The 20,233-nt window shown below is 61.2% G+C and carries 16 protein-coding genes; 8 read left to right on the forward strand and 8 right to left on the reverse strand.

Going from position 1 to position 20,233, the window contains the following annotated elements:
- The first annotated feature begins 181 nt into the window (after nt 1-181).
- From IPJ76_15765 to IPJ76_15785, 5 genes are all read left to right on the forward strand, one after another.
- Nucleotides 182-913: a DUF2807 domain-containing protein gene (locus tag IPJ76_15765; protein ID QQR86044.1), complete on the forward strand. Its 732-nt coding sequence runs from the start codon at nt 182-184 to the stop codon at nt 911-913.
- 64 nt (nt 914-977) lie between these two features.
- Nucleotides 978-2,468, forward strand: a complete 1,491-nt coding sequence (locus IPJ76_15770) for a beta-lactamase family protein (protein ID QQR86045.1) — start codon at nt 978-980, stop codon at nt 2,466-2,468.
- A 96-nt stretch (nt 2,469-2,564) separates the two neighbouring features.
- Nucleotides 2,565-3,071 carry a hypothetical protein gene (locus tag IPJ76_15775; GenBank protein QQR86046.1) on the forward strand — a complete coding sequence of 169 codons (507 nt, stop codon included), beginning with the start codon at nt 2,565-2,567 and terminating at the stop codon, nt 3,069-3,071.
- Nucleotides 3,072-3,348: 277 nt separating this feature from the next.
- Nucleotides 3,349-3,786, forward strand: coding sequence for an SRPBCC family protein (locus IPJ76_15780; protein ID QQR86047.1), 438 nt, complete (start codon nt 3,349-3,351; stop codon nt 3,784-3,786).
- 41 nt (nt 3,787-3,827) lie between these two features.
- Nucleotides 3,828-4,316: a hypothetical protein gene (locus IPJ76_15785; GenBank protein ID QQR86048.1), complete on the forward strand. Its 489-nt coding sequence runs from the start codon at nt 3,828-3,830 to the stop codon at nt 4,314-4,316.
- 307 nt (nt 4,317-4,623) lie between these two features.
- On the opposite strand, the gene IPJ76_15790 is transcribed toward IPJ76_15785, so the two are convergent.
- The 3 genes from IPJ76_15790 to IPJ76_15800 form a co-directional block, all read right to left on the reverse strand.
- On the reverse strand, nt 4,624-5,343 hold the full coding sequence (locus tag IPJ76_15790) for a hypothetical protein (GenBank protein ID QQR86049.1): 720 nt from the start codon (nt 5,341-5,343) through the stop codon (nt 4,624-4,626).
- Nucleotides 5,344-5,443: 100 nt separating this feature from the next.
- Nucleotides 5,444-8,704 (reverse strand): N-6 DNA methylase, encoded by a 3,261-nt coding sequence (locus tag IPJ76_15795; GenBank protein QQR86050.1) that lies wholly within the window; start codon nt 8,702-8,704, stop codon nt 5,444-5,446.
- A gap of 34 nt (nt 8,705-8,738) precedes the next feature.
- Nucleotides 8,739-8,912 (reverse strand): hypothetical protein, encoded by a 174-nt coding sequence (locus IPJ76_15800; protein QQR86051.1) that lies wholly within the window; start codon nt 8,910-8,912, stop codon nt 8,739-8,741.
- A gap of 101 nt (nt 8,913-9,013) precedes the next feature.
- Between IPJ76_15800 and IPJ76_15805 the strand changes: the two genes are divergently transcribed.
- From IPJ76_15805 to IPJ76_15815, 3 genes are all read left to right on the forward strand, one after another.
- Nucleotides 9,014-9,397: a hypothetical protein gene (locus IPJ76_15805; GenBank protein QQR86052.1), complete on the forward strand. Its 384-nt coding sequence runs from the start codon at nt 9,014-9,016 to the stop codon at nt 9,395-9,397.
- A 636-nt stretch (nt 9,398-10,033) separates the two neighbouring features.
- Nucleotides 10,034-10,669, forward strand: coding sequence for a fibronectin type III domain-containing protein (locus tag IPJ76_15810; GenBank protein ID QQR86053.1), 636 nt, complete (start codon nt 10,034-10,036; stop codon nt 10,667-10,669).
- 72 nt (nt 10,670-10,741) lie between these two features.
- Nucleotides 10,742-11,092, forward strand: a complete 351-nt coding sequence (locus tag IPJ76_15815) for a hypothetical protein (protein ID QQR86054.1) — start codon at nt 10,742-10,744, stop codon at nt 11,090-11,092.
- 8 nt (nt 11,093-11,100) lie between these two features.
- Here IPJ76_15815 and IPJ76_15820 read toward each other — a convergent pair whose 3' ends face one another.
- The 5 genes from IPJ76_15820 to IPJ76_15840 all read right to left on the reverse strand — a co-directional run bounded on the left by IPJ76_15820 (nt 11,101) and on the right by IPJ76_15840 (nt 20,228).
- Entirely contained in the window at nt 11,101-13,185 is a 2,085-nt protein-coding gene (locus IPJ76_15820; protein QQR86055.1) for a CotH kinase family protein, read from the reverse strand.
- A gap of 3 nt (nt 13,186-13,188) precedes the next feature.
- Nucleotides 13,189-15,009: a glycosyltransferase gene (locus IPJ76_15825; protein QQR86056.1), complete on the reverse strand. Its 1,821-nt coding sequence runs from the start codon at nt 15,007-15,009 to the stop codon at nt 13,189-13,191.
- 8 nt (nt 15,010-15,017) lie between these two features.
- A complete protein-coding gene (locus IPJ76_15830) occupies nt 15,018-16,397 on the reverse strand; it encodes a hypothetical protein (protein QQR86057.1) in 1,380 nt (459 codons plus the stop codon).
- 211 nt (nt 16,398-16,608) lie between these two features.
- Complete coding sequence (locus IPJ76_15835; GenBank protein QQR86058.1) at nt 16,609-18,480, reverse strand: hypothetical protein; 1,872 nt, start codon at nt 18,478-18,480, stop codon at nt 16,609-16,611.
- Between the two features lie 2 nt (nt 18,481-18,482).
- Nucleotides 18,483-20,228 carry a T9SS type A sorting domain-containing protein gene (locus IPJ76_15840; protein ID QQR86059.1) on the reverse strand — a complete coding sequence of 582 codons (1,746 nt, stop codon included), beginning with the start codon at nt 20,226-20,228 and terminating at the stop codon, nt 18,483-18,485.
- Nucleotides 20,229-20,233: the final 5 nt, after the last annotated feature.

Raw genomic sequence — 20,233 nt, forward strand, 5'->3', positions numbered from 1 at the left:
AGCTCACCTCGACGCTCACGCGCTTCTTCGGAAGCAAGCATTTGGAACTCGCCGAGGATGTGGTGCAAGAGACCTTGATCAAGGGCACACGCGATTGATCGTGTAGAAGGATTCCCAGCAGGTGATGGACAGTGTAACCGAGGGATAGCCGGTCGGCGTCATATCGGCAAAGCAGCGTGCTATGATGAGATCACTTGCCATCCCACTCTTTGTCGCCATACAGTTCAACCCGTTGTTCGCGATCGCTGGTAGCACTGTACATGGCGCAGGGCCTGTTCTGCGGACGCCGCTCGTGATCGAGGCCATTCGAGGGATCCGTGTAACGGGCGAGATCGATGTCGAGATCAAACAAGCACCGGTCCAGAGCGTGCTTGTGGAAGCCCAGGCCAACCTGGTGCCGCTGTTGATGACCACTGTTCGGAATGGGGTTTGGACGATTGATACGGGCGACAAGCAGTACTCCACCTCCGAGCGCTTTGTCGTACACATCAGCGTACCCACTTTGGAACACATCACATCAGACGGTCCGGCGAGCATCCTCTGTGCCGGGACGTTCACGACCAACGCGTTCGAGGTGGTCTCTACGGGCAATGGAAGCGTGTCGATCACGATTGCAGCGAACCGGATCACCTTGTTGAACGACGGCCCTGGTGCGATCACCGTGGGCGGCACGTGTGCTGAACTGAAGGCCACCGCAAGGGACAGCGGACCCATACGGGTACATGCCTTGTCGTGTGGCAGTGCCATGGCCAAGATCGATGGGAACGGGGATATCATCCTGGGGCCGACTGACCGGATGGTGGTGGCGATCACCGGGAGCGGCGATGTGATCCTCACCGGAAAGGTGGCTGAAGTGGCTTCGGAAATCGATGGTCCCGGCCGGGTGCGCTATGCTACGGCCACGCCCGATTGAGGGCTTCGTGGATGGATAGGTCGCACTGCGAAACCGTAATGCACGATCAACGATCTCCAAGCACATGAAGTACAACCACACCTTGGCGTTCACCCTCGCGCTGATCGGGTCGATGGGCGGCCAGGCCATAGGACAAGTCGCGACCTCGGACCTTTTTGGGCGAACACCGTTTCGCGAGCTGGCAGCAACATGGCCGGGTGTCATGAACGCCGTCCATGTGCAAGGCATGGTCGTTGGAGTGATCCACGGCGACAGCATCTCAACACATGCACTAGGCTACTGCGACGCTGAGGCGAGGACGCCGCCTTCCACAAACAGCCCAGCATACATCGCATCGGTCACCAAGGTTTTCGTGGCACAGGCGATCATGCAGCTGGCACAGGATGGCAAAGTGGACCTCGATGCACCAGTGCGCACATACCTACCGCGCTTCAGGTTAGCGGACAGCACCGCTAGCGCTACGATCACGATTCGCGACCTGCTCGCTCATCGGAAAGGGCTGGAAAGTTGGGCGATCACCTTTGGTGAGGCTTATACCGGCCAAATGAACGATGAACGGTACTACAGGCTGCTCTCCCAGGTGGAGCCGGGAAGTGAGTTCAGCTACTCGAACCTGCACTACACCCTTCTCGGTAAAGTGATCGAGAGCGTTACAGGGCTATCGTGGAAACAGTACGTTGAGGACCGGGTGTTCGCTCCCTCTGTCATGCGATCCACACATGCTGCAGTAGCCACGCTGGCGGACAGCCGTGCGATGCGGCCATTGGAGCATGGACTCGATGGATACCGCATGCCCGATGAACGGAAAACCGACCGCACGATGCACGCAGCAGGAGGCGTGGTTTCCACCTGCGAGGATCTGTTGCGTTGGTTGCATATGCATATGCATGATGGTCGCGATGCAAACGGGCCGGTGATTTCCGGAATCGTGGTGCGGTCCATGTATGAAAGCCAGGTCGCATTGCCAGAGGAACATCCGTTCATTCCAGGCCAATCCCGAACCGGCTGGGGTCTTGGGTGGATGTTGCGCGAACATCGCGGCGCTACGTTCGTTGTGCACAATGGCCTCTTCGCGGGTGCTGCAGCGTTCATTGGCTTTTTGCCGAAAGAGCGGATCGGGGTTGTGGTTCTTGCCAACGCCAAGGAACCCGGTATGTGGATGTGCGAAACGGTGGTCGCGCAATTGCTGGACCGCCTATTGGGCTTGAGCACACAGTCCTATCAGGATCCGTTGCCACCATGGTTTGCGGCTGCGGCCGGGGAACCAGTAGAAGAACCAAAGTCGAAGGATGGGGTCGGCACTACCCTTCCAGGATCCGCTTACGACGGGCGTTTCAGCAATGCGGATTGGGGCGAACTGGATGTGACCTTCGATGGACATGAACTGCGACTGCGTATCGGCGATCTCCCCTTGCCATTGGAATGGACCGGCGCGGACACTTTCATCGCCGGTGGAGATCACGAGGGCTCGTTCATGTTGCAGAAGGGCCAGGTGGTCGCGGTCGAACTTGGAATGCCCTTACCGGACAAGGCTAGGTTCACCAGAGCGCGCTGATGGCTGGTTGAAAGAGGGTTTCGCGCCATCATTCACGGTGAGGCGCGCCGTGAACGCATGATATTACCACCACGTGATGGTCACGATCTTTGGGGCATGTCGGCCCCGCTAGCAACAGACGTCCAGCCACTGGTAGAGAACCTCTTCCGCCGCGAGGCCGGCAAGCTCACCTCGGCACTTACGCGCTTTTTCGGAAGCAACCACCTGGAGTTGGCCGAGGACGTTGTGCAGGAGACCTTGATCAAAGCCATGCGCGAGTGGCCGTTCAAGGGAGTCCCCGATGACCCCGTGGCCTGGCTGCACCGCGTAGCGTGCAACGGAGTGATCAACCACTTGCGTCGCGAAGCGCGTGGGCTGGAGCTGATGAATGAGAATTCGGCGCTGCTCAAGAGCGAGTGGACGCTGACATCCACCGTGCATGAAGCGCTCGATCCGCACAGCATCGCCGACGACCAGTTGCGCATGATGTTCGCATGCTGCGGTCCTTCCTTGCCGGAAGAGCGGCAGGTAGCGCTGGCGTTGAAGCCCCTCTGCGGCTCCAGTGTGCCCGGGATCGCCGGTGCTTTTCTCGGCGCTGTGCGTTTGTACCGGTACGCAGCTTAGCGCGCGGCATACGTTAAGGATCGCTTGACCGTGGATCGGACGATCGAACGAAGCGCGCTAGGTAAAGGTATTCCGAGCAATGAGGGCCGGAGCCTGAAGGATAATGGCACCGGCCACATACCGGTTCCTTTACCCATCTTATTTGTACGTGCATATGGCGTTCCACCGAACGGTGTACGTTCGCATGCCGAGCGCATCCGTGGCTGAATGCGCTCACCGCGCGGCTGGACCTCCCGGATCGCCAGCTGCATTTCGTCAACCGAAACACCTCCGGCCCATGGTCGATGTTCATACCGAGGTCATCATCAACAAGCCCTTGGCGGAAGTCTCGGACTACGCAGCGGACCCCGACAATGCGCCGCGCTGGTACGTGAACATCAAAGCAGCCGAATGGAAGACGAACAAGCCGCTCGCCGTGGGTTCGCGGATCGCGTTCGTGGCCCACTTCCTTGGTCGCAAGCTGGCCTACACCTATGAGGTCGTGGAACTGGTGCCAGGGCGAACGCTGGTGATGCAGACCGCCGAAGGACCTTTTCCCATGCGCACCACCTACACCTGGGAGGCCATAGGACCGGGCTCCACACGGATGACGCTGCGCAACACGGGATCGCCTTCCGGATTCTCGCGCTTGTTCGCGCCTTTCATGGCCGCCATGATGCGCAGGGCGAACATGAAGGATTTGAAGAGCATCAAACGGATACTCGAAGGAGGCTGACAACCGAACGGAGGAACACCACAGCAGAATACCGAACGCCCATGATGAAGCACACGTTGATCGCAGCGGGCCTATTGGGATCCAAATTTGCCCACGCCCAACAGCCCATGCCTGCACCAACCGACTTCGACTTCTGGCTGGGCGAATGGAAGCTCACCTGGGACGGTGGCACCGGCACCAACAGCATCACCAAGGAGATGAACGGCCTGCTGATCCATGAGCGCTTCACCGACCCGAAGGAGAACTACCACGGCGAGAGCTGGACCATGTGGGATGCTCAGCACCGGCTTTGGAAGCAGACCTGGGTGGATGACCAGGGCAACTACATGACCTTTGAAGGAGGCCCCGCACCGGAAGGCATGCTGCTCACCACCTACCTCACCGACAAGAAGGACGGGGTGCGCTACCTCTACCACATGGTCTTCGCGGACATTGCGCCGAACACGTTCAACTGGACCTGGAAACGCAGCGCCGATGATGGGAAGACGTGGGAGGTGAAGTGGGCCATACGGTACGACCGGGTCCGATGACCGAACGGTTCGTGCGAGGGAACGCCGATGGAGAGGGGGATTGCGCAGTGGCAGCGGGTGCGTAAGGCGAGGTGTGCAAAGGCGGCGGTACCGCTGTAGCAAACGATGTTGCTCTGGCGCCACAGGCGCGCGACCAAAGGACACTCGGCGAAGCCGAGCGGCAACCGAGTGCGCACATGCGAGGTGGTGCGGGGAGGTGGTGCGGGCGGAGGTGGTGCAGGGGCACCAATTGAAGTGCACCCGCGATGGGGTGGGCGACAAATGGAAACGACAATAGCTTGGCGGATCATTGAGGCTCACTAGACTGCTATTTCAAAGACGACCGGAAGAGATCATATCCGCGCTGATACCTAAACTCCCATCTGTTCTGTAGTTTGTTTCCGTCTTCTTCCGACAATGGTCCAGGTGAGATGTTGGATATCAGTTTTTCTTTTGAGAGAATAGCCCGGGAAAGGCGGCGCTGGCGACCCCAATCCTCATGATCTATAAGCCCACAACACCACTTTTGGTATGAGACGAATCCTGACGCCAGGAGAGTCACCTCTGCGGCTTGCGCACTATTCGAAGGCCGCCATAAGATCAGAATTGGATCGTTCTGCTGCAAGCGATAGAGTTCAACATCGTAGTCATGTGGTTCACTTTGGTAGTCAAGGATCTTGATCCTTGTCAGCAAGCGTCCCAATACAACGACCTGTGTGAAATCTAGAACCACGTAGTTCCAGAATGGCTCGCCGTTTTCCGTGAAAGTGGAATAGTAGAAGTGCAACGGGACCGTGCGCAGATCTTGAACAGCCGATTCATGGGGAAAGAGGCTGTTTACCCTAACATGCCTTTGCAAGAGATCATAGGTCTTGTTGAACAATGACAAGGCATCGGTTCGCTCATCACCTTTCCGATAGTACTCCTCGATCATCCACCCCGCACTCGACCCGAGCAATGCACCACCTATCGTTGTCAGTATCAGGTGATAGTCGTTGTTTCCGACACTACCCCAGTAGATCCCGATCCCGATCAGGGTTGTTCCCAAGATCAGAAGTAACCAGTGTATCCTCCTGTTCAGCTTAGAAGTTTCTGTCATCGCTTTCAAAGCTCACGGTCCGTGTCTTGCATCAGTCTTGGCTTTCACCTCACACCACCCCCACCCCATCCACCTCCTCCATCACCCTCCCGGTTTCCGTTAGTGCCACGATAATGCGTTGGTAGTGGCGGATGTCATCGAAGGTGAGCGTGCGGCCGTGGCGGTCCTTCAGCCACTTCTGCGCGGGCTGGTAGCCACCGATGTAGAAGTTCCATGCTACCTCGGGCACCTTGTCGAAGTACTGCGCATCGTTGATCCACACTTTGCCATGGCCCTTGTCCGTGGCCACAAAGCCCGGACTGTTCGCGCTCATTTTGCGCGATACCTCGTTGTTGCCGCCAACGGGGTAGCTGGTGATGTACTTGTCGATGCCCTCCCACTCCAGCAGGTGCAGTTGCCGCAGCTTGGCACCCAGTTGCACCAGCGCGCGGAACTTCTTTTCCGCAACGGCTGTCTCCCCGGCCAAGGAGCCGGGGTACGGGATCCGAGGAAAGTCGCTCTTGAGGAACTCCTTGTACTTGGCGCGGTAGGCCGGGCTGTGCAGCACGGCGTAGCAGTAGTCCAGCACATCCAAGGGCAGTAACTCCTTGCCTGTGCCGTGCGTGAAGAGCGCCTCGGGTTTGAAGGTGTAGGTGAGCCCTACGCCCTGCGCTAATTGCTCTACCAGCTTGGCATCCAAGTTGGGCTGCACGCCCTGCGCTAGCGCCTTGGTCTGCTTGGTGGTTTCGGGGTAGAGGTAAAGAGGGAAAACGTAGCCGTTGTCCAACGAAGAGATGACCCCTTTACTGACAACGTCGCGGGCGATGAGGTAGGTGTGGCTGTAGTCTCTATTCGATTTGCATGAACAGAATGCAAGATTCTCTCCTTCATAGAGATGTCGCATCACCTTCTTCTGCGGGCTTGCATAGAAGCCACGAGAATTGCCGGTATAGAACGTCAATCGGCTATCGAAAGGGCGATAGGTCACACGCTTGACACATGCTTCGGACCAGTTCTCAATCAAGTCCGTCTTTGCCGTGGGCACGGTCCAGTCACGCGAATCCTTGTAGAGCCCATACTTGGCGCGAATCTCCTCGACCGGTAGGTTTCTGAAAGTGTCCACGGTTGACAACAGCGTGCTTCGGTCTATGGAGACAGTGAGGTCATCCTGCGCGGAAGCGAAGCCCATTGTGTGTAGAGGAAAGAGGTCGCCGGTATGAACGCCGCTGCTGTATTCCTGTTCCAGCCCCAAGTCGACAGGCTTGAAGAAAAGGTACGGCGCCGCCGGTTTCACAATCTCGAACTTCACCTTCTTCAATAATCCCTCGTTCAAGTTACCGTACTTGTATTCGCGCTCGCCGATAAGACTGCCGTAGTGAACCTTAGCTGGCCCGGACCGCTTCGACTTGCTGCGCACAAAGAGGTTGATGCAGACGCCTTGCTGAATGTCAAACACGTTCTCATCAACTACACCCTTCTCCAGCAGCTTTGTCTTCTTCGTACTCCCGTGTAGGTCGATCACGTAGATCTTGTCGAAGGTGTTCAGCAAGTGCCAGCGCATGCCCCGGAAGGTGGGGTTGTCCAGAAAGCTGTGGTTGTTGATGTAGGCGAGCACACCTTCACCGGTCTTCTCAATGAAGTGCTCTCCGAAGCGGATGAACTTCACATAGTCGTCACCGAGCCAGTGCTTCTTCTCGCCGAAGTGTTCGCCGTCCACGTACTTGTAGTCTTCGATCAAGCCGCTGATCCATTCGCCCTTGTTCGTGCTGATGCCGCTGTACGGCGGGTTGCCCAGCACCACCATCACGGGCGTATCGCGCTTCACGGCATTGGCCTCGTTGGCCTCCTGGCTCAGCCAACTGGCGAAGAGGGTGCCGGTGTCGGGGTGGGCTTCTTCCAAGCTGTTGGTAAGGAAGACGCGTAACCGTTGTTGCTCCGCGTTCTTCGGCCCGGCGTTCGAGGTGCCGTGCGGCTGGCCCATGTCGTAGCCGGTTTCGCGCAATACGAGGTCCAGCTTCAGGTGGGCCATGGCGTAGCTGGCCATCAGCAGCTCGAAGCCGTTGAGGCGCGGGATCAGGTGCTGCTCCACGTATTGTGGCCACATGCCCTGTTGCCCGTCGAACTTGGCGTACACCTGCCGCACCACTTCGGCGAGGAAAGTCCCAGTGCCCGTGGCGGGGTCCAGCACCTGCACGCGGTGCACGGTGCGCTTCTCCTTGCGCTTGCCCGTGGTCGTGCGGTTGTCGGTGTTCTGCGTGTCCACCTCTATCTGGGTGGTGCTGCTGTCGGCCAAGCCCATCGGCAGGCCGAACTCGGTCTTCAGGATATCGTCCACCGCACGCACGATGAAACGCACCACGGCATCCGGCGTGTACCACACGCCGCGGCTCTTGCGCAGCTTCGGGTCGTATTGCGCGAGGAAGTCCTCGTAGAAGTGCATGAAGGCATCGTCGCGCCCGGTGCCCTTGCCGAAGCCGCTGAGCAGCTTGCCGATGTCGGTGGCGCGGAAGATGTCGGCCAGCGCATCCACGATCCACACGATGCGCTCGTCGAGGTCGTTGCCGCTGATGCTGTTGAAGAGCTTGCGCAGGAAGGGGTTGCTCTTCGGGATGAGCTTGGCGGCCTCCTCGCGGCTGAAGCTGTCGAGGCTGCGGTCGTGCAAGCGCGCGGCGAACATGCCGTAGGCGATGGTCTGCGCGTAGAGGTCGGCGAAACTGCGCGGTGCGATGTCGTGGATGAGGATGACCTTGAAGGCCTCGAGCTGCTGGCGCAGTTCGGTGTTGGCCTGGCTCTCCTCGTCGCTGCTCACGGCCTTCTCGATCACGTCGGCCAATAGGCGGGCCTTGCCCGCCATCATGCTGGCGAGCTTCTTGGCGCTGGTGATGGTCTGCCCCTGCCACGCGGCGAAGTCGGTGATGAGCGCGGTGAACTTGTCGAACTCACCGGGCAACGGCTTCACCTTGTCACCGACCACCTCACCAATGCGGATGCTGGTGGTCGGTTCGCCGTTCCGGTAGAAGCGGAACTCGAGGTAGTCGGTGATGATGAGGTTGTCGAGCGAGCCCCGGTAGCGGTCGAACTGTTCCTTCAGGCTTTTGCTCGACAAGTCAACGCCAACATCCTTGGCCTCTACGTAGCCAACGGGGATGTCCTTGCGCGTAAGGATGTAGTCCGGTGCCCCGCACGCGATGCGCTGGGGCTCGTTGGTGACATCGACGCCCTTGCACAATGCGGAGAGCAGTCGTTGCAGGTCGGGCCGGTAACTGTGCTCTGTGGCTTTGCCGCTGCGGTAGAGCTTGTCGACCGCGACGAGGTATTCGGTGGGGGTCACGCCGTGAATATCCGAATAGGTTCGGGATGGGGCCTTACTGGAAAAGCACGAAGCACGTCCCAATGACCACCACCGTCACCAACGCGAACACCGCCCTCGCATTCAAGCTCATATCGTGCTTGTCCATTTCCTCCTGACTGGTCACCGGCGACCACATGAGTTGGAACATCTGCACCAAGAGCACCCGGATGGCGAGCAGGACCCTCAAGGGTGCAAACGTCGGCAACCGGAGGCCTTGCAGTGCGGGCATGCAGTCATTGCCTTCCTGCCCCTAGCTTATTGCCGCGCCGATCGACGGCGTTCTTGGCAATGGAACAATTCAGGAAGGGGGCCATCGTGCCGCGCGATGGCGGCTTATGCCGCATAACGGGCGCGGCCGTGCTGAACGATAAACTCTGCTACTACGTGGTGGACCTGTACGGCAAGGACATACCGGGCGGCACCTACTTGCAGCATGCCGTGGTGCTGGAAGAGTTGAAGCGGATGGCCACCTACGCCGTGGGCGACCAGGTGCGCTTGCGCAACGTGTTCGGGCACCTGTATGTGAAGGCGCGGTGGTGGGACAGCAAGAAAGGCCTGCTCATGTACCGCGTAACGGACTACTACGAGGAAAGCCGCATGCCGTGGATACGGTCGCAGGCGGAGCTGGATGCACTGGTGGTGGAGCGGATCGTCACCCCTGTAGTGCAGTAGTTGGCGGGCTTGGCCCTGTGGCTTTCCGTTGTCATCGCATCACCCCGTGTTATCACCCTACCGGGTGATGCCGTCGTCCTGTCACCCGGTGCCCTTGCCCGATAGGTTCACGCCGTCATCCTATCACCCGGTTGTATCACCCGATAGGGTGATGCCGTCGTCCTGCAACCCGCGCCTGTGGCCCGCTGGGCTCCGGCCGTTGTCCTATCACCCGGTGTGATCACCCTACCGGGTGATGCCGTCATCTGATCACCCGCCCCCGGCGCCCGCTAGGCTCCGGTCGTCTTCCTATCACCCTTCGTTATCACCCGAGCGGGTGATGCCGTGATCCCACCACCCGGTGGTATCACCCCATCGGGTGATGTCCGCATCCGATCCCCTCGGCCCGTCATCCGATCACCCGCCGCTGAGAACCGATCACATCCTTTCGGTGTGGAGTTGTGCTCGCCCCGCGCCCCGGCGCCTTGGCCAGCGCACCAACCTCTTTTTGCGATTTATCCGCACGAACCCCCGCTTTTCCGGGGGGATGACCCCCGCGTTTCCGGGGGGTGGGGTGGTGCAACATCGGTGCGGCTTCGTGCGCTACTCCACCACAACCAACGCGTCGGGCACACGCAACCACAAAGGCCCATTGTCATGGGAACGATCATCCTGTATACCGTGAAGCTGGGCCTGGACAAGCTGAACGCCACCCAACTGGTGGAGCGCGCCCGCCTGCACACCACCAGCATGACGGGCAACGCCAACTTCGTCACGCCCATCCCCGCGCTGAACGACATCGACACCAAGGCCGACGAGACGGAGGCTGCGCAGATCATGGTGGACAAGAACGGCGGCAAGCTGGACCGCCAGACGCGCGATGAGCGCCAGCGCGAGCTGTACCAGATGGTGAAGGACCTGGGCGGCTATGTGCAGGCCGTGTGCGGCGGCGATGGCGAGAAGATCGCCAGCAGCGGTTTCGCCACGCGCGCCCTGCCCAATCCGCCGCAGCCCATGCCCGCGCCCACCAACGTGCGCGCCTTGGCCACCGATATGCCCGGCCAGGTGAAGCTGCTCTTCGGGGGCGTGAAGGACCGTAAGTCGTACGTGATCTATTGGACCGATGGCGATCCGCTGGTGCAATCCAACTTCACCCTCCTGGACATCATCAGCACCACGCGCTTCGTGAAGGACGGGCTGGACCGCAACAAGAAATACAGCTTCCGGGTGGCCGCCGTGGGCCGGGTGGGGCAGGGGCCCATGAGCGATGTGGCCGTGGTGCAGCCGTCGTAGCGCTGCAACAACAGTAGCCAACGGCGCGGCCCGCTTGCACAATAGGCAGGCGGGCCGTGCTGTTCCAAGAGCATGAAGCGCCGGAGATCCACCGCCCGCGCCTCCGCCCCCAAGGCCAGCATGGCCCACGCCGTGCTGCTGATGCACGAGGGCATGAAGGAGCTGCACCGCGTGATGCGGGCCTTGGGCCAGCGCGCCGACCGCTTATCGCCCCAATGCGCCGGACTGCTGCGCCTCACCCGCACCGAAGGCCTGGTGCTGCATGCCTTGGTGACTTCCGACGACACGTTGGACACCCTGGCCGGGCGCCTAGGGATGCACCGCCGCACCTTGGGCGGGCACATCACGAAGCTGTGCAAGAAGCTGGGCGTGCAAAGCACCCGTGGTCTGGTGCGCGTGGCGGTGATGGCCGGGTGGGGGTAGGGCCGTTATTACAACCGCACCACACGCGCGGCCGTTGACCGGTCCCCGACGAAAAGCCGCAGCACATAAGGTGCCGACGGGAGCGTTGCCAGGTGCAACGTGGTGGTGGCCTGCCCGGTGTACTGGCCCAGCCACGCAGCCGAGTACACCTCGCGCCCCAGCGCGTCCGTGAGCCGCACGAGGTGTTGCGCGTCGTGCTCCGCGAAGTAGGTGACATGAAGTTCGTCCGTGAACGGGATCGGCCAGACGTGCAGGGAATCCGTGCCGTCGAAAGCCAGTGGACCATCACATCCGTTCACCAACGCTGGCAGATGGGCATCGAGCCATGCGCTGCGTGCTTCCACCCAGACCTTCAGCTCCTGTAGCTCACCTGCCCATGTGGCGGGTGCCGGTGCGGGTTCGGGCCAGATGGCGTGGCCGAGCGTTGGCCAACGTTGGAAGTTGATCGTTTGCGCCTCCGCGATGTGTTCGCTGATGCTGTCCACCACGGCCCCGATGCTGTTGGTGGCCAGCACGCTATTTCGCAACGCATCCCATCGGCAACGCACGCTGTCGCGGAAGGAAACATCCTGCAGCAAGCGCGCCCACCAGAAGGGCACCTGACGCCGGTCGTCCGGACAGGTGAGGCCGAATTCGTAGGCCCAACCCGCCACGTCGGTAGCGCCGCAGAAATCGGCGTGGCCCCACGCAAGGTCCATGTCCCACAACGGACCGGCCACCAGCTTGCCGCCATCCGCATCGGCCTGCTTGTGCAGGAAGGTGCTGCGCCGGTAACCATCGACGTTTCGGCCCAGTTCGGTGAGGAGGAAGTAGTCGATGAAGGAGCGCGTGTCGATGTAACGCTGGTAGCCGACGTTCGGATCGGTGAACGATGCTGATGAGAGTGCGTCCTCGAAGCCGTCCATGAAATCCTCGATGTGGTCGACCTGCGCATCATGCGGCGTGGACGGGTATTCGAACAGGAAGCGGATCTGTTGGTCGCTGCCAGCGTGCGGCGGTGGATGGTCGGAGTCCCAGCTCGGAACGGGCGGTCGGTCCTGCCGGTCGATCTTCACGATGTAGCCGCCGCTCACACCGGGAATGAGCGTGTCGGCTGGGCTCAGCTTGGCCACGTCCACACGGTGCGCGCCGCGCTTGATCTTCTCGGTGAGGACGTACACACCTTGGTGCTCCCCGTCCAATACAAGATCCACGTGGCGGGTGCGGGGCGCGTAGTGGCCCATGCGCCGTGCGAGCTCGTAGCTCAGCGCGTTGCGCACGCCCGACTTGTCGAGGTACACAGGGTCGAGCACCCAATCACTTTCAGCGGGCATGCCGAGCAAAGGCGCATCGAGGTCTTGGCCCAAGCCGTCGCGCAGCTCCACGGAGTAGGGGCGTTTCGGCTGGTCCTGCGAGCTGTGGCCCCGCCGCTCGATGCCCACGGCGCCCTCGTAACCGGTGGCGGGATCCTGGACGTTGTTCACGGCTCCCGGCCCACTATCGATGATGCGCAGATGTCCAGTCACCTTCCCAGTGTCGGGCACGTGGGACAACGGCGTGGTGATGACCGCGATGGGCAGCGTGCTGCTAGTGAACAGCCTGAAGACGGCCGGAGCATTCCCGAGCAGGATGGACCAACTGACCACTGCGCCACTGTCCGCGAGCGGATCGGTGTCTTCCACGCGCAACCACCAGATGCCAGCGGCGGGCTGCCCGTTGTTCACGCGCCCCAGGTGGCCGTGGGGGCGGTGCACACCGGTGTATGGCGGCACGCCGAAAGTGACCCGCGTTCCGCTGTCGCGCAGACATGTGCCCGTGAAGTGATCGGTGTTGTACCCGACCGCCGTGATCAGCTGCACGGCAGTGCTGTCCGGGGCCACCAACCAGATGTCCAGGTCGCCGATCCACGTGTGCTCCACGGTGAGGCAGACCTGTTCGAGCCCGAAAGCGACCGTGTCCAAGGTGCTCGATGCTGGTGCGGTAACGTCCAGTGGCAACCACAACAATGAACCGTTGGCGGGAACGGTCCCACCGGGTCCATCGTACTGTTGGGCGTGCGCTGCCTGCGCAAGGACCATTGCGATCAGCAGGTGGGAGCAGGCGCGCGCCAGCATGGTTCAGAAGTGGAAGCCGTAACCGAAGAAGGTGCTCTGCATGCCGAAGAGGCTGAGCGAACCGAGGGCGAGCCCCGCCACGACCAGCAGGAAAATGACGTATCGCCCGACGCGCATCGCCGCGTTGTCCCAGCCGAGCAGCCGCATGGTGGGCAACATGAGAAAGGCCAGGCACAAGCCCATGAACGAGGGTTGGAACGATACGGCGGCCAGGTATGCGAAACCGAGCCCCACCGTCATCTCCATCACGATCACGGGCGCGCTGTCCGGATGGCTGCGATCGATGAAACGCTTCCACGCCGCGCGGACGCCACCGGTACGTTCGCTGCGTTGGCGTGCGGCCACATCGCCGGTGACAAGGAACTGCGCCTTGCCGCTGATCAGGTAGGCGACCACGCCGATGCTGCTGAGCGTGCCGAGCGCCGCGTACAGCGCCGTGCTTTGCGACAGGAACCTGACGAGCCTCACAGGGCGGTGCGCCAGACCGATGATGAAGCACAGGATCGGCGCGATGAGCGTGAGCAGAGTGATGAGGAAGAAGTCGGCGCTGTAGAGCGAGTTGAACGCGTTGAACAGGCCGATGGTGTGAAACGTGGTCGCTGAGCCGCCGATCTCGAATGTCACAATGCGGTCCACACCGAAGTAGTAGGGCAGGGCCAGGTTGGCGTTCAGCATGAAGAGGAAGTACAACAGCGTGAGCGGGAGGTTGAGCGTGGGAAAGAGGATGTCCAGCTTTTCGGTGCCGGTGATGTTCCGTGAGTTGATGAGTTCGCGCCCCATGCGGTGCAGGAACTCGCAGGTGCCCCTCGTCCATTTCATGTGCCGGATGCGGAAGGCGCGCACGGTATCCGGGAACTGCTCGAAACAGGTGACATCGGACACGAAGCGTCCGCGGAAGCCGAGCTCACGGGCACGGATGGCGAAGCCAAGGTCCTCGCTAACGATCTCGGGGAAGCCGCCGATCGCTTCCCATGCTTTGCGCCGTAGGAGCGCACCATGGCCGAGGAACATCACGAAACCGTAGTCGTTGCGCAGTGGCTGGTACCACTCCCAATGCAGATTGATTCCGATACCCATGTCGCGAGCGAGCTTCGTGGGCGCCTGCGGATCGGACTTGTGGTTTGCTTGCGTGAAGCCGCATTGCGGGTCGGCCTCCATGATGGGCACGAGCTTGCTGAGGAAGTCGCGCGGCAGGATCTCGTCCGCATCGGCGATGGCGAAGTACTTCTCGCGCACCACCGTGGCCAGCGCGTGGTTCAGGTTACCGGCCTTGAAGGCGCGACGATCGCTGCGGCGCACGACACGCACGAGTGCCGGATACGCTGTGGCGAAGGCGTCCACACGGGCTTGGCACACGGGATCACTGCTGTCGTCGAGGATGTAGACCAGGTACGACGGATAATCCTGTTCCACACAGCTCTGCAGGCTGCGTTCGCTGATGTCGTTGCAGGTGGTGTAGAGGATCGCGACCGCTTCCTGGCACGTGGGAGCGAGCGCTGCGGTGGCACGAACACCGGCGATGTTGTCGCGCCGTGTGCGACGGTACCACCAGGCGAAACCCACTACGCACAGATTGTAGATGCCATACAACCAGGCGAAACAGATGAAGCCGGTGTAGAAGAGGAGCACCAGGCGCATCGGCCAGTCGTAGCCGTAGTTGATGAGATGTAGCAAGCGCGGTCCGAACCACAGGAGCGATAGGCCCCAGACAACGAACACGGTGATGAAAAGATGGGGTTTCGGTCCTGCGGTGCGCGCTGTCGCCGCGGTGTTCGCCGGGGCCAGAGTTGCGTCCGCGGTGAGGTCTTGTAGATGTTGTCGCATGGCCGGGATCAATTGGTGTGGTGGTGATGTTGGAGGGCGCTGAACCGCAAGCGTGCGCCGAAGGCAACGGAAGTGAGTTCGTTGAAGAAGCCGTTCTCGTAGCGGACCGAAGCCATGAGCCAGAGTGGGCGGCTCACCGGGAACAAGCCGGTAACGAAGGCGCCGCTCATGCGCATACGTTGCTGCACTCCACCTTCAGGAACGATGCGTGATGATCCGATCACATAGCCGGCATTCACTTCATACCCTCGTCCAGGCGTGATCTTCGTAGCTAGCACAAGTCGCCGCTCGCTCACTTCGCGTTGGGGAGATGCGAACAGCAGCATCGGTTCCAGCGCAACGGACCGTCCAATGCGATAGCTGCCGCCCAGGTAGTACAACCAGTCGCTGGGCGAGCCACCGCCCTTGGCCAACTGCACGCCGCCCTTCAGTGACAGGTCACGGCGGAAGAAGAGAACATGCTCGGCGCGCAAGGCACGTTGCGTCGGTGCATCATCGAGGAGTCGGACGGCGCCTTCGAGCAGCGTGCCATGGTGTTTGTTCCACTTGTGGTACGCACCGAACGAGACCACCTGCCCATTGGCGCTCCGCCGGAGCAGGTCGGTGTTCTCGATGCTGATGGAACGGTCGTAACGAGCGTGTGCCCGCCATCGCTCGCCGAACATGCGTGTGATCTGGATGAGTCGCAGGCCGTTGCCTCGTAGACCGTCCACGGTCGATGGTCCGGCCCACACATCGAGCTCCATTTCCGAGGCTTCGCGGCGCATCGCATCCAGGCGCTCTCGTGGCAATGGGTCGTTCGGGAATCGTGCGGCTGCTTCTTCATAGTGCTTTGCGGCCTGGCGATGATCGCCCTTGCACTTCGCTGCGTCGCCGATGCCGATCCATGGTTCCAGAAGCTCCGGATGCGCCGCGTGCAATGCTGCGAAGCGCTGGCCAGCATCGGCGCACATGCCCGCCCAGAGCGTCGCATATGCCATACCCATACGGGCGTCGAGGTTGATACTGTCAAGCACGAGCGCGGCCAGGAAACGTTCACGAGCCTTGCTGTGCTCGCCCGCCCATGCGTACGTATAGCCAAGGCCGTTCATCGCTGCGACATTGCCATGGTCGGTTCGGAGCAGGATATCATAGGCGCGCACCGCATCCTCGGTTCGACCTAGCCACGCGTTCACTTCGGCGAACTCGCGCAACGCCGTCATGTCATCCTGATGGTCCAGCAACCAATGCCGATAGTGGTTCAGTGCTTTGGCCAGGTCGCCTGTGCTTCGGTGCTGCCGTGCGAGATCAAGTGCGTTGGTCTGTGCCAGTAGTGCGGTGGTGATCGCTATGGCCAGTAGCGTCATGCTCAACCGGAGCTTGGTTGCTTGTTTCGTGAAGGTTCGCATGCGTCAGGGTTGTGCCTGCAAATGAGAAGATCCACGCTGCCGGTGCATGATCCGTGATGCCGGAACGGACTACCGTGCGGATGAGCCGGGCGATCGACGCGACAGGGTCTTTCCAGTGCAACGTCAACCTTCTGTAGCCCTTGTGGGCAAAGGGTTTCCTAGCGAGCGATGGGGCGCTCGCAATGCCGTCCATGACGCGTGCACCGGCACTTCAATGCACCACAACGAAGCGCACGGCCCGGGCATGCGCGAACAAGGTGTATGCACCCGGTTGCCAGGTGCGCACGTCGAGCGAATTGTTCTCCAGGGTTGCGGTCATCGATCGCCCTTGGCTGTCGATCACGCGAGCATCCGTGATGGTGCCGACCCCGGTGAAGGTCACTGCTTCCGTTGCCGGAAGTGGAGTGGCCCTTGGGCCGCTGGGCAAGGCGTTCTCGGCGAGGCCGATGCTGCCGTTGCTCGCTCCGAAGGTGAACATGTCGAAAGTTGAAAGGGGGTCGTTGGTCTGTACTGTTCCGGCATCGTTGCCTATGCAGGAGCCGGTGGTCGTGCTTCCAGTTCCCTGCCAGAGCGTTCCGTCCCAGAACGCGGTTACAAGCGTGTTGCAAGCCGGAAGGCCGCTGGCGCTGGCATCCTCCCAGAACAGTTTCACATGGGCATTGTCAACGGTTCCGGTGCGGGCAAGGGTCCAATGCTCCAAAGTGCTCACGGTGAACAGGTCGGGCCCGAGCAAAGCCGTGTTCGATGGCGGCAAAGCGATGTACTGCGCCGTGAATTCGGTGTCCTGGTCGTTGATGCCGCTGATGCCGATCCTGCGCCATTGGCCATTGTTGCCAACGGGGAAAACGAAGTCACTGTTCCCGATCTTCATCATGGGCCCGTTCACATGGCTGTTGTCCGAACCATCGGTGGAAGTCGCACCGTGCAGCAGCACGAGCAGATCGTTCGCTTGCGTGTGCACGAGCCCTTGCTCCATGGTGAGCATGCCCGCCACTGTGCATGTGCCGACCACTTGCACGCCTGTGCCCGAGTTGGCCACGCGCATACCGTGGAAATTGCCCCCGCTCACCAATGCCATGCCTTGACCGGTGAAGGCGATCGTGTTCCCATCGGGGTCGAACGTGCCCATGTTGATCCACGCCGCAGCCACCTCGATCTCCACTGGATCGGTGTGCTGAAGCGTGGCGCCCGCGGAGATGGTGACATTGTGGAACCGGTAGGTGCCCGAGCCGCGGAGCTCGGCTTGCTGATCGAAATAGACGTCGCCGGGGTCGGAACGGAGAACACCATCGTTCCTTATCTCCAGGTTGCCGCCGAAGTGCATCGACCCCGCGGTGATGCGTATGCTGTCCGTTGCGTTCGTGAGTTCCACCAATGGGCCGAGCGTGGTGATGTTCCCGCCGCTCTGGTCGATGTGCAGGTCGATGGTGCTGCCGGCCGCGTTGGCCACGTTACCGTGGAATTCCACGTTGCCGCCGGTCACCTTCAGCGCACCGCGGCCGCTGCCCGGCGATTGGCCGAACCAGAGCGCATCGCCGCCCACCGTGAGCGAACCATCGCTCATCTGGTAGGTGGGGCTGTTGGCTCCGGCTTCGCACTCGAAACCGAGTTCTCCGATCACGTTCACCGCGCCGCCGCTTTGTTCGAACGTGCTGGGCCGGTCGGCGCTGCCGTCGGCGATGGCCAGAACGGAGGTGACGGTGGCGGTGCCGTTCGAGATGACGAACAGTCCGCCAACGTCCGCGATCAAGCGGTCCGTGGTCAACGCGCCCCCGTTCAGGTGCACCCGGCCCTCGCCTTCGACAATGAAGCGGTCGGCAACGGCGAGGTTGGCGGAGATGGTGAGGGACCCGTCAAGGATGAACACGCGGTCGGGCACGAACACGGAGGCTGTGCTGATGACCGGGTCGGCCATGGCCCCGGCATAGTTGGAACTGTCGATGGTGATGTTCTCGCCGTCCAATGGCCAATCGGACCAGTTGCCGGGGTTGTTCCAATCGCTGTTGATGGCGCCGGTCCAATCCTGGGCATGCGCACTTGCAATGATCAGGAGCAGGGTGGGCAGGAGAGTTGTGCGCCGCATGGTCAGTGTTGAATGATGATGCGTTCCGTTCGCCCGTGCGACGTGGCGAAGTAGATGCCCTCGCTCCAAGAACCCACGTCAATAGTACCGCTGCGCGTGGTTAGGAGATGCTGGCCCAAGGCATCGAAGACTTCAACTGCTTCACCGGGGACGGCAGTGCGGAGCCATAAGTGGTGGTCCGCCGGGTTCGGGAACACCACGGCCACCGGTCCCTGGGCGGTGGCCACGACCCCTGTGCTGATGGACGGGGCGAAGCGCGTGATGAACGCATCATAGGTGTCGATCGCTGTGAACGACTGGATGCCCGACGATATATCCAGGTCCGCTGTTCCCTGGAAGGTGCCGTACGACCCGGAGAGCAGGAGGTCGCTGCCGACAGTGCACAGGTGCGGGCTCGCATCGTACCAATCGCCGCCAACGGTACCGTGGTACAAATAGCCGCCCGAAGGATCGAAGCCGATCACGGCAATATCGAATTCGCCGTTGCTGCCGATCGTGTGGCCCAGCGCATCGCTGTCCATCTCGGCGCCCACGGCGAAGACACCGCTCACCCAATAGTTCCCGGTCGCATCGATCGCAATGTCCACCAAGGACTCATTCTCGCCGCTGGCGCCGTTGCCCATGTGCTTTTCCCAGATCAGTGCACCACTGGGCGAGAGCTTGATCAGGAACCCGTCGTAGTTGGTGACGCCGAACGGTGCGAGCGTTACCGCGTTGTTCGGATACGCCGTGAAATCGTGATCGAACTGGCCCGCGATCAGGATGTTCCCCGCAGCATCGGTGACCAGTGCGAGCAGGTCTTCCGGAATGCCGCCCACCGAGCCGCGATGGCCGCGGATCAGGTGGGACCATTGATAGTCGCCGTTCGCGTTGAACTGGACCACGCCGATCCACTCCGCCGGCTGAAGTGCTCCCTGGCCCGTTGGATGCACGGATCCACTGCCGGGATCGAGGTCCGTGGTGGTGATGTCGTCGTCTTCGCCCACGGTCCCCCAGTTGATCACCTCGTTGCCCAGGCCGTCGTTGTGCACGCTGACCCGCGGGCCTTCGTTGCCGCCACCGATGCGCTTGGCCCACAGCAATGCCCCGCCCGATGTGTAGCGTGCCAGGAATTCAGTGTTTTTCTCGTAGAAAGCGCCCAACGGATCGGTGGAAAGGGGATATGAATTCGGCGAGGGGTCCATGTCAATGGTGTCGAGGAAACACCCCGTGATGATGAGGTCGCCAGTGGCCGGGCTCATGTCCATGTCGCTTACGAAAGAGCGGCCAGTGTTGGGCAGCACGCTGGCCCATATCAACTGACCGGCGGGATCGAGCTTGGAGAAGAAGCCGTCGAATTCGCCGGCCGAGGTGAAGAGCAGGCTACCAGGGCCGGGGTCCAGATCGGCGGTTTGCTCGAACCAGCCTCCGAGGTGGATGTTGTCCGCGCTGTCGAGGACCACCGTGAAGATCCGTTGGTCGCCGATGCCACCGATCTTGCCCGCCCAAAGCAGCGCACCATTGGGGTCGTACTTGGCCACAAAGCCGTCGTACAGTCCGTTCGCCGCAATGTTCATGGTGCCTGGCCCGGGGTCGAAATCGCAGATACCCCCGAAGTGGCCGACTAGGATGGTGTTGCCTTGTCCGTCCACCGCCATGTCGCCGACCATGTCCCAAGCCGTGCCCTTGATTTCAGCGATGTAGAGTGGTTGTGCACGGGTGGTCAGGGACACGAGGCCCAAGAGCGCTGATGCGAAGAGATGCTTCATGGTGG

This window comes from Flavobacteriales bacterium, assembly GCA_016699575.1.
In the GTDB taxonomy this organism is placed as follows: domain Bacteria; phylum Bacteroidota; class Bacteroidia; order Flavobacteriales_F; family PHOS-HE28; genus PHOS-HE28.